A 12,645-nucleotide genomic window follows, 5' to 3' on the forward strand; every position below is an offset into this window, starting at 1 on the left:
TATGAAAAAAACTTTATTGCTTTTTTTACCATTTTTTTTCATGATGCTTTCAGAAAATTTTGGGCAAAAACAAATTCTGATCTTTTCTAAAAACGCTAAATGGGCTTATCGCCATCAATCTATAGAACACGCCAATAATGCAATTAAAAATTATTGCATAAAAAATGGCCTTTATGCCAATGTTTCTGAAGATGCAAACCTTTTTAATGATGATACGCTAAAAAAATACTCTGCCTTAGTATTTGTTAGTGCCAATCAGGACATCCTCGATGCCGATCAGGAAGCTGCTTTACAACGCTACATTAGGGCAGGAGGTGGCTTCGTGGGTATTCACTCCACTTCAGGGGTTGAAAGAAACTGGACTTGGTTTAACCGCATGCTGGGAGCTACTTTCAAGTGGCATCCACCTCAGCAATCTGGTAATGTAAAAGTGGTTGATAGAAAACATATTTCTACCAGGCACCTTCCCAAGAACTGGGAACGCTGGGACGAATGGTATCTATTCGGCCCAATTCAACCATATGTAAATGTATTGATGGTACTGGATTCCACTTCTTTTCAATCGGGTCGTCATCCTCAAAACTACCCCAATGCCTGGTACCATGAGTTTGAAGGTGGCAGGATATTTTATACAGCCGGTGGGCATAATGAAAAGGATTTTGATGACCCCCGATTTTTAGAACATGTTTTTGGTGGAATTAAATATGCCATGGGAAAGAAAACCAAACTTGATTATAGTAAAAATTTGAAATTTGAAAAACCTGCAGCCAGGTTAATAACTCTGGATCCCGGACATTTTCATGCTGCATTGGTTCAAAAAACCTCTCTTCCAGGACTAAATCCAAATGTAAATGTCTATGCCCCTGAGGGTCCTGATTTGAAGCAACATTTGCAAAGAATCGAAGCCTATAATAACCGGAAAGATAACCCAACCCACTGGCAGGAAAATGTTTATGCCGGAGATGATTTTTTTGAAAAAATGATTTCTGAGAAAAAAGGTGACATCGTGGTTATGGCCGGAAACAATGCCAAAAAGACCGATATGATACTCAAGAGTATTTCTTCAGGTTTAAATGTTTTAGCCGACAAACCCATGTGCATAGATTCAGAAGGTTTTCTTAAACTCAAAAAAGCATTTGAAATAGCAAAAGAAAAGGAGGTATTGCTTTATGATATTATGACAGAAAGGAGTGAAATCACCACTGTTTTGCAAAGAGAATTATCTTTTTCTCCCGAAGTTTTTGGTAAAATTCTTCCCGGTAGTCCGGAAAACCCTTCCATCATAAAAGAAAGCGTTCATTATTTTTTCAAATATGTGTCCGGAAGCCCGCTCATTCGGCCACAATGGTTTATGGATACCAAACAACAAGGCGAAGGAATTGTGGATGTAACTACTCATCTAGTAGATTTGGTACAGTGGGCGGCATTTCCTGATACTCCTTTACAACTTACCGATGCCGAATTAATTGCAGCAAAAAGGTGGCCCACTACCATGACTTTGTCTGAATTCTCAAAAATCACGGGAGCCAATCAATTTCCTGATTTCCTTAAGAATAATCTGAAAAATGACAATTCTCTGGAAGTATTTGCCAATGGTGAGATTGATTTTAAACTGAAAGAAATCCATGCAAAAGTCAAAGTTCTATGGAACTACAGTGCAGAAAAAGGTGGTGATACTCATTATTCCATCATGAAAGGCACCCAATCGGACCTTGAAATAAGACAAGGTGAAAAAGAAGGCTTTGTGCCTCAGCTTTATATCAAAAATGCCAGATGTTCAGAGTCTCAAATAAAAAATACAGTTGATTTTCTGGCAAAAAAATATTTCGGAGTTTCAGTTCAAAAACAAGGAGAAGAATACAAAATAATAATTCCGGAAAGCTTTCGAACAGGTCATGAGGCTCATTTTGGAGAGGTTATGGAAAGATTTTTGAAATATTACAAAGTAAATAACCTACCTGACTGGGAAGTGCCAAATATGTTATTAAAATATTCAATTACCACTCAAGCTTTGGATTTAGCAAAAAAACAATAATTTATTCAATTTAAAATACAATGAACAATCCGTTTTCCCTTGAGGGGAATTTAGCCGTCGTTACAGGTGGCGGAACAGGCATAGGGCTGGCAATCAGCCAATGTCTCGTTAATGCAGGGGCCAGAGTGGTTATTACCGGCCGTAGAGAAGAAGTTTTAAAAGAAGCGGTATCTATTTTGGGTATTAATGCTTTTTATCTTGTAAATGACGTCACTGATCTTAGTCAGACTATACAATTGGTGGAAGATATTGAAAGTAAATTTGGCCCGATAAATACTTTGGTAAACAATGCCGGTATTAATATGAAAAAACCTTCGGTAGAAGTAACCGATGGAGAGTTCGCCAATATTATACAAACTAACCTTCAGGCTGTATTTTCTTTGACTCGGGAGGTCGCTAAAAAAATGATTGGACGCCAATCTGGCTCAATAATCAATATTTCATCCATGGCAGGCTATTATGGCATCGACCGTGTGCCTGCCTATACTGCATCAAAAAGCGGGATCGAAGGACTAACCAAAGCTTTGGCTACTGATTGGGGGAAATTTAACGTTAGAGTCAACGCTGTAGCCCCTGGTTTTATCGAAACTGCTATGATGAAAACCGCCATGAACTCTGACCCTGACCGCATGAATAAAGCTCTTGGTCGCACTCCTATGGAAAAATTTGGTAAACCAGAAGATATTGGAAATGCCGTTGTGTTTCTGGCATCTCCGGCTGCTGATTACATTACCGGAGTATCATTAAGAGTCGATGGAGGAAACGCAATCGGTTTTTAATTTAATTTCCCAAAAAGAAGAAGAAACCAGTTTTTGAAAATTAATTTTATGTAATTAAACACAAACAGGCCTAAATAGCCTGTTTTTTTTATTTTCCGATTCTGATTAGTATCATTTAAAATATCAATAAAAAAGTAAATTTTTGTATTATATTGAAATTGAATTTATAAAACCTTAAAATTTGAATTGATTAAATCTATTATGAAAAAACTACTTGCTATTCTATTGGTTTTAGCCGGGTATTCAGTTTTTGCCCAAAACGTAAAAATATATACTACTGCCAACCAAACTGACCAAAAATTAAGTCTAACCGGAAATGCCAATCTTGTACCTACCGGTCAGCCTGTCGAAACACAGATTTGCATTTTTGTAAATCCAAAAAAATCTTTCCAAACTGTGGTTGGTATTGGTGGAGCGATAACTGATGCTAGTGCGGAGGTTTTTTACAAATTACCTGCAGAAAAACAAAAAGAAATTTTGAATGCCTATTACGATAAAAAATCCGGAATAGGATATAACCTAATCAGAACAAATATTAATAGCTGCGATTTCAGCTCTGATTCTTATACCTATGTGCAGGAAGGTGATGCAGCCTTAAAAACCTGGGATATTTCGCATGACCTAAAATTTAAAGTCCCATTAATTAAAGAAGCATTTAAAAAAGCCGGAGAAACTCCTACGTTCTACGTTAGCCCATGGAGTCCTCCTGCATTTATGAAAACCAACAATAATATGCTTCGCGGAGGAAAATTGTTGCCGGAATTTGCACAATCCTGGGCCAATTATTATGTAAAATTTATCAAAAATTATGAAAAAATAGGTCTTCCTGTTTGGGGAATAACCATTCAAAATGAACCAATGGCCACTCAATCCTGGGAATCTTGCATTTATTCTGCTGAAGATGAAAGAGATTTTCTAAAAAAATACCTGGGGCCTACGCTTAAGAAGTCTGGTTTGGGAACTAAAAAAATCATTGTGTGGGATCATAACCGTGACCTGTTGACTCAAAGGGCTTCAACCATACTCGATGACCCTGATGCTGCTCAATATGTTTATGGTGTCGGATTCCATTGGTATGAAAACTGGAGTGGTGGAGATCCAATGTTTGAAAACGTAGATAAAGTACAGGAAATGTATCCCGATAAAAAGCTTCTTTTCACTGAAGGTTGTGTGGAAAGATTTAATCCGGCCAATTATCAGCTTTGGGCCAATGGTGAAAGATATGGAAAATCGCTCATTAATGACTTTAACAATGGTGTTGTAGCCTGGACCGACTGGAATATTCTTTTAGACGAAAAAGGTGGCCCTAATCATGTTGGAAATTTCTGTTTTGCCCCCATTCATGCCGATCTCAATACCAATGAAATCATTTACACGCCTTCTTACTATGTGATAGGTCATTTTTCCAAATTCATAAAAAAAGGTGCTCATCGTATAGCCACATCAGCGAGCCGCAGTCAATTGTTAAGCACATCGTTTAAAAATCCCGACGGTCAATTAGTAACCATTGTTCTTAATCTCAGTGAGAATGAAGTTCAGTACAAATATTATGTAGGTCAAAAAGCCACTGACATTATGATACCGGCAAAAGCCATTCAAACTTTGGTTTTTTAAAATAGTTTATATACAAAAAAGGCTTTGAAGATATTTCAAAGCCTTTTTTATGTACTATAAAGAATCAAAATCAATTATAAGCAGAAGCCATTTGCCTTTGAGTGCCAAGGCCTTCAATTCCTAGTTCAACCACATCCCCCGGTTTGAGATAAGTGGGAGGATTCAACCCCAACCCTACACCCGCTGGCGTACCTGTAGAAATCACATCACCAGGCAAAAGCGTCATAAATTGGCTCAGATAACTAATAATTGTAGGAATATCAAAAATTAGGTCATTGGTATTAGAATCCTGGAGTCTTTTTCCATTCAAATCGAGCCATAAATTAAGATTATGGGGATCCTCAATTTCATCTTTGGTTGCAAGAAATGGTCCCAAAGGTGCGAAAGTATCTGCAGATTTTCCCTTAACCCATTGTCCACCTCTTTCCAATTGAAACTCTCTTTCAGAGTAGTCATTGTGCAGGCAATATCCGGCAACATATTCCATCGCCTCTTCTTTTGAGATATATGATGCCTTTTTGCCGATTACAACTGCCAGCTCAACCTCCCAGTCAGTTTTAACCGAATTCTTAGGGATTACCACATTATCATTGGGGCCACAAAGAGCGGTAGAAGCTTTGAAAAAAACCACAGGTTCTTTCGGAACTTCCATCTTTGATTCAGCCGCATGTTTAGCATAATTTAAGCCTATGCATACAATCTTTGATGGGCGGCCAACACATGAGCCCAATCTTACACTTTTATCAATTTCTGGGCAATTTTTCTCGTTTTCCTGTAACCATTCTGCAAAACGGCTTAAACCATTTGTAGTAAAAAAAAATTCATTAAAATCTTCTCCAAAACTACTCGCATCATAATATTTCCCATTTTGGGAAATAAATCCGGGTTTTTCAAATTCAAAATCTCCAAATCGTATAAGTTTCATAAAAATGGTTGAATATTTATTAATTATTAAGTTTAACAAAGCCACCATCAATTACATAGTCACAACCAGTAATAAAGGAAGCTTCATCTGAGGCAAGGTAAACCGCCATTGCAGCTATCTCCTCAGGCTTGGCCATTCTGCCAATGGGTTGAGTTTTGGAAAGTTTTTCAAATACTTCCTGCTCCTGTCCCGGATAATTCTTTTTGATAAACCCATCTACAAAAGGAGTATGCACCCTTGCAGGTGAAATACTGTTACAACGAATATTTTCATGAACATAATCGCGTGCAACCTGGGTAGTCATCGCAAAAATTGCCCCTTTGGTCATAGAATAAGCAAATCTGTCCGGTATGCCAACTGTAGCTGCAATACTCGCAATATTAATTATTATTCCGCCACCGTTTGATTTAAACAACGGAATCACACAATGCATACAATTATAAAAACCCTTGATATTGACATTATATAATCGGTCCAAATCATCTTCAGTAGTAGATTCTACCGTTCCAACATGGGCAATTCCGGCATTATTGACCAAAATATTAACAGGCAGTAAAGCCTGAATCTTTTGAAGTTTTTTGTTTACATTTTCCTGATTAGAAACATCTACTTTGTGGCAATAAGCCTTTCCACCATTAGCATTAATTAAGTCAGCTTCTCTCTCAGCTTTATCAATATTCGTTTCAAAAATATGAACAATTGCCCCTTGCTTTGCAAATGCCCTGGATATTTCCAAACCTATGCCACTGGCTCCACCAGTAACTACAGCTACTTTTTTTGTAAGTTTAAACATAAATTCCTGCTAATATTTCCAACAAAGTTATATTAGAATATGGTAAACAAAAACCAAAACGAAAAATAAGGTATAAAAGAGTGATCAGTAAAAAAAGCGTTAAATTTTCCGCGGATATTCTTTTCAAAATCTAAACTTTTCGATACCTTTGCAGTCCCAAATCAAGATGGAGGTTATAGCTCAGTCGGTTAGAGCACCAGATTGTGGTTCTGGGGGTCGTGGGTTCGAACCCCATTAGCCTCCCCATCAGGGTAAAGCGAGTCGTAAGGCTCGCTTTTTTTTGTTCCAAAATATTTGTCAAAAAAATATAGATTGTGGTTCTGGGGGTCGTGGCTGTGCGGCGATCCGATTCGAACCCCATTAGCCTTCCCATCAGGGTAAATCGAGTCGCAAGGCTCGCTTTTTTTTATTCCAAAATATCTATCCAAAAATACAGATTGTTTTTCTTGGAGCCGTGGCGGTGCGGCGTTCCGATTCGAACCCCATTAGCCTCCCCAACAGGGCAAAGCGAGTCGTAAGGCTCGCTTTTTTTTCAAAATTTTCATCCAAAAAATACCGATTGTGGTTATGGGGGTCGTGGCGGTGCGGCGATCCGATTCGAACCCCATTAGCCTCCCCATCAGGGTAAAGCGAGTCGTAAGGCTCGTTTTTTTTGTTCCAAAATATTTATCAAAAAAAATACAGATTGTGGTTCTGAGGGTCGTGGCGGTGCGGCGATCCGATTCGAACCCCATTAGCCTCCCCAACAGGGCAAAGCGTGTCGAAACACAAAAAGAGAGTAAAAAAACTAAAGAATTATATTTACTTGTTGTATTATAAAAAATAATCTCTTTTGGCGGCCTCACGCCAAAAGCGTGACCGGGCTATCCACTACAAGTCCGATTTCCGCACATTCCAGCCGCACTTCGGGCTTTCCGTTGCTATCCCTGGCCGGGTGGTATTCTATCTTTTTTATGACTAAATAAGCTATTAAAGAATAATAAAGGCAGGGTGAGATTAATGTAATGTTAATTTTTCAGATCTTCTATCAAATCCCTAAAACACAAAAACCCCAGTCATATGACTAGGGCTTAGTAATTAACTGGCATCTACCTACTCTCCCGGGTTTGATCCAAGTACCATCGGCGGTGCGGGGCTTAACTGCTCTGTTCGAAATGGGAAGAGGTGTTCACCCGCCCTATTAACACCATGAAGGTCCTTAAGCTTTAATCTCTCGAATTTGCTTTATCTCTTTATGGCTGTTGCTTTCAGCTTTTGCTGTCGGCTCCGGCGTTTTGTTTTCTTTTTGACATTTATGTCTTTAATCGCTACTCGTAACTCATTACTCGCAACTCATATAACATTGTGATAAGGAAAGACTGTGAAGAATAAGTTTTTTTTTAAATATAAAGAGCTCAGTCGGTTCATTAGTACTACTCGGCTGCATACGTTACCGCACTTTCACCTGTAGCCTATCTACGTCGTAATCTCCAACGTTCCTCTAGGGAAGTCTCATCTTGAGGCGGGTTTCACACTTAGATGCTTTCAGCGTTTATCCCATCCATACTTAGCTACTCTGCCGTGCCCTTGGCAAGACAACAGATACACCAGCGGTATGTCCAATTCGGTCCTCTCGTACTAAAATCAGAACCCCTCAAACTTCCTACGCCCACCACAGATAGGGACCGAACTGTCTCACGACGTTCTGAACCCAGCTCGCGTGCCACTTTAATCGGCGAACAGCCGAACCCTTGGGACCTTCTCCAGCCCCAGGATGTGACGAGCCGACATCGAGGTGCCAAACCTCCCCGTCGATATGAGCTCTTGGGGAGATCAGCCTGTTATCCCCGGAGTACCTTTTATCCTTTGAGCGATGGCCCTTCCATGCAGAACCACCGGATCACTATATCCTACTTTCGTACCTGTTCGACTTGTTTGTCTCGCAGTCAAGCTCCCTTTTGCTATTGCACTCATCGCACGGTTACCAAGCGTGCTGAGGGAACCTTTGAAAGCCTCCGTTACTCTTTTGGAGGCGACCACCCCAGTCAAACTACCCACCAAGCGGTGTCCCCCATTCCAGGGTTAGAAACCAAATATCCAAAGGGTGGTATTTCAACGTTGACTAAACGACGCCTGGCGACGCCGCATCTCAGTCTCCCACCTATCCTACACATCAGATACCCAGTCACAACGCTAAGCTATAGTAAAGGTTCACGGGGTCTTTCCGTCCCGTGGCGGGTAGACGGCATCTTCACCGTCACTACAATTTCGCCGAGCTCACGGCTGAGACAGTGCCCAGATCGTTACACCATTCGTGCAGGTCGGAACTTACCCGACAAGGAATTTCGCTACCTTAGGACCGTTATAGTTACGGCCGCCGTTTACCGGGGCTTCGATTCAATGCTTCTCTTGCGATGACATCCCCTCTTAACCTTCCGGCACCGGGCAGGTGTCAGGCCATATACGTCGACATTAATCTTCGCATAGCCATGTGTTTTTGTTAAACAGTCGCCTGGGCCATTTCTCTGCGACCACCATTGCTGATGGTTCCCTTTATCCCGAAGTTACAGGGTTAATTTGCCTAGTTCCTTAGCCGTGATTCACTCGAGCACCTTAGGCTTCTCGCCTCGACTACCTGTGTCGGTTTACGGTACGGTCACTGTATATCCATAACTTATCGGCTTTTCTTGGAACTCTATCCCCTAATTCGATTCGTCCGAAGACTCCTCTCAACGAACATTTCCGTCGGTTCGTATTAAGCTCTAGCGTCCGTCCCCGCTTCGTAATATACACTGGTACAGGATTCTTAACCTGTTTCCCATCGGCTTCTGCTCTCGCATTATCCTTAGGATCCGACTTACCCTCCGTTGATTGACATAGCGGAGGAATCCTTAGTCTTTCGGTGTGAATGGTTCTCACATTCATTATCGCTACTTATTCCTACATTTGCTTTTCTAATCACTCCAATGACCCTCAAAGATCACCTTCACCGTAATTAGAATGCTCCCCTACCCAAGACTTACGTCTTGACTAAGCTTCGGTACTATACTTTATGCCCGCTTATTATCGATGCCCGCCCCGCTCGACCAGTGAGCTGTTACGCACTCTTTAAATGATTGCTGCTTCCAAGCAAACATCCTGGCTGTCTCGGCAGTCAGACTTCCTTTGTTCAACTTAGTATAGATTTGGAGACCTTAGCTGTAGTTCTGGGTTCTTTCCCTCTCGGACTCTGACCTTAGCACCCTGAGCCCTCACTGCAGAGTATATATTATCGCATTCGGAGTTCGTCTGAATTTGGTAGGATGTGACTCCCCCGCATCCAATCGGTAGCTCTACCTCAATAATACTTACCTCCACGCTGTACCTAAATACATTTCGGGGAGTACGAGCTATTTCCCAGTTTGATTAGCCTTTCACCCCTACCCACAGTTCATCCGAACACTTTTCAACGTATACCGGTGCGGTCCTCCAGTTGGTCTTACCCAACCTTCAACCTGACCATGGGTAGATCACTAGGTTTCGCGTCTACAGCCACCAACTTAACGCCCTTTTCAGACTCGCTTTCGCTTCGGCTCCCTTCCTTAAAAAGTTAACCTCGCCGGTGACCGTAACTCGTAGGATCATTATGCAAAAGGCACGCCGTCACCATATCGCATGGCTCCGACCGCTTGTAGGCGTACGGTTTCAGGTTCTTTTCACCCGGGTACTCCCCGTGCTTTTCACCTTTCCTTCACAGTACTTGTTCACTATCGGTGTCTCAGGAGTATTTAGCCTTGGCAGATGGTACTGCCGAATTCAAAGGGAATTCCTCTGGTTCCCCCCTACTCAGGATACTGCTCGTCCAGTTTCATTTACTCTTACGTGGCTATCACACTCTGTGGCTGACCTTCCCATGTCATTCAAATTTAAAAACTTTCCTAAATGCAGTCCTATAACCCCGAAATTGCCGTAACAATTCCGGTTTGGGCTAATCCGATTTCGCTCGCCACTACTCTCGGAATCACTGTTGTTTTCTTCTCCTATGGGTACTTAGATGTTTCAGTTCCCCACGTTCGCTCCACACTTATCGTGCGGTTCCAGGCCTTCAGCCTGGAGGGTTGCCCCATTCGGATACCTACGGATTAACAGATATGTGCTCCTCCCCGTAGCTTTTCGCAGCTTATCACGTCCTTCTTCGCCTCTGAGACCCTAGGCATCCCCCGTACGCCCTTCTCTTGCTCTCTCTTTTTCTTCTCAGTCTTTCCCATCATGTCAATGTACTCTTACGCAGAATAAATTCTACTAAGTGGAGAATATCGGAGTCGAACCGATGACCCCTTGCTTGCAAAGCAAGTGCTCTAGCCAGCTGAGCTAATCCCCCATAATAACTTGTCGGTGGGGATAAAATCTTACTCACAATTGTTGTTTGTCGTCTTTCCTTGTTTATGTTTCTTCTGATTTTATCAGAATATCTCTAAAAAGGAGGTGTTCCAGCCACACCTTCCGGTACGGCTACCTTGTTACGACTTAGCCCCAGTCACTGGTTCTACCCTAACGAAGTCTTTTACCTTCCGCTTCAGGTCTACCCAACTCCCATGGCTTGACGGGCGGTGTGTACAAGGTCCGGGAACGTATTCACCGCATCATGGCTGATATGCGATTACTAGCGATTCCAGCTTCATAGGGTCGAGTTGCAGACCCCAATCCGAACTGTGACAGGCTTTTTGTGATTCGCTTACTCTTACAAGCTCGCTGCACTCTGTACCTGCCATTGTAGCACGTGTGTCGCCCTGGGCGTAAGGGCCATGATGACCTGACGTCGTCCCCTCCTTCCTCTCTACTTGCGTAGGCAGTCTCGACTGAGTCCCCACCTTTACGTGCTGGCAACAGTCTATAGGGGTTGCGTTCGTTGCGGGACTTAACCCAACACCTCACGGCACGAACTGACGACGGCCATGCAGCACCTTGTTTCGCGTCATTGCTGACTGATCCATCTCTGAATCATTCGCTCACATTCTAGCCCAGGTAAGGTTCCTCGCGTATCATCGAATTAAACCACATGCTCCACCGCTTGTGCGGACCCCCGTCAATTCCTTTGAGTTTCACCGTTGCCGGCGTACTCCCCAGGTGGATTACTTATCGGTTTCCCTTGGACACTGATATCGCTACCAACATCTAGTAATCATCGTTTACTGCGTGGACTACCAGGGTATCTAATCCTGTTTGATCCCCACGCTTTCGTGCATCAGCGTCAGTATATTCGTAGCAACCTGCCTTCGCAATCGGTATTCCTTCCGGTATCTATGCATTTCACCGCTACACCGGAAATTCTAGCTGCCTCCAAATAACTCAAGCTCAACAGTATCGATGGCATGTAAAACAGTTAAGCTGCTACCTTTTACCACCGACTTATTAAGCCGCCTACGCACCCTTTAAACCCAATAAATCCGGATAACGCTCGCCACCTACGTATTACCGCGGCTGCTGGCACGTAGTTAGCCGTGGCTTATTCTAATGGTACCGTCATTATAGCTCGCAAGCCACACATTCTTCCCATTCAAAAGCAGTTTACAACCCAGAGGGCCGTCTTCCTGCACGCGGCATGGCTGGGTCAGAGTTGCCTCCATTGCCCAATATTCCCTACTGCTGCCTCCCGTAGGAGTCTGGCCCGTATCTCAGTGCCAGTGTGGGGATACTCCTCTCAGAGCCCCTAAAGATCGTACCCTTGGTAAGCCGTTACCTTACCAACTAGCTAATCTTACGCATGCCCATCTACTTCCTATAAATATTTCAATTATCAATGATGCCATTAATAATATTATGCGGTGTTAATCCCAGTTTCCTAGGGCTATCCCCCTGATGTAGGTAGGTTGCATACGCGTTACGCACCCGTCCGCCGGTGTCATTGCTGACCCCTCGACTTGCATGTATTAAGCCTGCCGCTAGCGTTCATCCTGAGCCAGGATCAAACTCTCCATAGTAATTTCTTATTACGAAAAGATCCCAACTTTTTTTCAATCGTTTTCTTATCCTATCCCCAACAAGTTAATGAACTTTATCCCACTTTTTTCGTGAGCTCGTTTAGCACTCCTCTATCGCTAATTCTTCCCGATTCCCTATCCCTTTACTCTCAATCGGGGTGCAAAAGTAGTAAGCCGTTTTCCTAAATCCAAATTTTTGCAAGAAAAAATTTTATTTTTTTTGAACCCGCTTCCTGTCCCCAATTCGCCTCCCCCGTTTTGGGACTGCAAAGATAATACCCTCTATCCCCCTTTTCCAAATTTATTTTTACCTTATTTTTTTACCCCAACATCACCTCCTCTGTAAACCAGGTACTTATTATTCTTTAACTCCTTTTTATTTATAACCTTTCTTGATTTTTTTATATGTATTGTTTCCAGCCTAATTCTATTGTTTTGCCCTAATTGTTTTCATCTTAATATTTTTGATGTGAAAAATAACAATTCCTTCCAATCCCTTTTTGGGGTTTATGAGTTTAAAACGGATCTTGGGTGGGGCTAATGACCCAGTTAATCTTTCC

At 42.3% G+C, this 12,645-nt stretch carries 5 protein-coding genes, 2 tRNA genes and 3 rRNA genes; 4 read left to right on the plus strand and 6 right to left on the minus strand.

Features of this window, described 5'->3' with window-relative positions; translation table 11 throughout:
- The first annotated feature begins 1 nt into the window (after window position 1).
- The 3 genes from IPP61_04110 (at window position 2) to IPP61_04120 (ending at window position 4,428) form a co-directional block, all read left to right on the plus strand.
- Complete coding sequence (locus IPP61_04110) at window positions 2–2,035, plus strand: ThuA domain-containing protein (protein MBL0324359.1); 2,034 nt, start codon at window positions 2–4, stop codon at window positions 2,033–2,035.
- Between the two features lie 20 nt (window positions 2,036–2,055).
- Window positions 2,056–2,814: a glucose 1-dehydrogenase gene (locus tag IPP61_04115; GenBank protein MBL0324360.1), complete on the plus strand. Its 759-nt coding sequence runs from the start codon at window positions 2,056–2,058 to the stop codon at window positions 2,812–2,814.
- Between the two features lie 201 nt (window positions 2,815–3,015).
- Window positions 3,016–4,428 carry a glycoside hydrolase family 30 protein gene (locus tag IPP61_04120; GenBank protein MBL0324361.1) on the plus strand — a complete coding sequence of 471 codons (1,413 nt, stop codon included), beginning with the start codon at window positions 3,016–3,018 and terminating at the stop codon, window positions 4,426–4,428.
- A gap of 70 nt (window positions 4,429–4,498) precedes the next feature.
- Here the strand turns inward: IPP61_04120 and IPP61_04125 are convergent, their stop codons facing one another.
- Window positions 4,499–5,353: a fumarylacetoacetate hydrolase family protein gene (locus IPP61_04125; protein ID MBL0324362.1), complete on the minus strand. Its 855-nt coding sequence runs from the start codon at window positions 5,351–5,353 to the stop codon at window positions 4,499–4,501.
- 19 nt (window positions 5,354–5,372) lie between these two features.
- Complete coding sequence (locus IPP61_04130) at window positions 5,373–6,146, minus strand: glucose 1-dehydrogenase (GenBank protein MBL0324363.1); 774 nt, start codon at window positions 6,144–6,146, stop codon at window positions 5,373–5,375.
- A 169-nt stretch (window positions 6,147–6,315) separates the two neighbouring features.
- On the opposite strand from IPP61_04130, the gene IPP61_04135 reads away from it, so the two are divergent.
- Window positions 6,316–6,392: transfer RNA gene (locus IPP61_04135), tRNA-His, on the plus strand.
- 833 nt (window positions 6,393–7,225) lie between these two features.
- Here IPP61_04135 and rrf read toward each other — a convergent pair.
- From rrf to IPP61_04155, 4 genes are all read right to left on the minus strand, one after another.
- Window positions 7,226–7,337: ribosomal RNA gene (gene rrf, locus IPP61_04140) — 5S ribosomal RNA — on the minus strand.
- Window positions 7,338–7,531: 194 nt separating this feature from the next.
- A 23S ribosomal RNA gene (locus IPP61_04145) occupies window positions 7,532–10,348 on the minus strand.
- 63 nt (window positions 10,349–10,411) lie between these two features.
- Window positions 10,412–10,485: transfer RNA gene (locus tag IPP61_04150), tRNA-Ala, on the minus strand.
- Between the two features lie 97 nt (window positions 10,486–10,582).
- Window positions 10,583–12,085: ribosomal RNA gene (locus tag IPP61_04155) — 16S ribosomal RNA — on the minus strand.
- The 16S, 23S and 5S rRNA genes sit together here with 1 tRNA gene alongside, the layout of an rRNA operon.
- Window positions 12,086–12,645: the final 560 nt, after the last annotated feature.

Source organism: Cytophagaceae bacterium, from assembly GCA_016722655.1.
Classification (GTDB): Bacteria; Bacteroidota; Bacteroidia; order Cytophagales; family Spirosomataceae; genus Leadbetterella.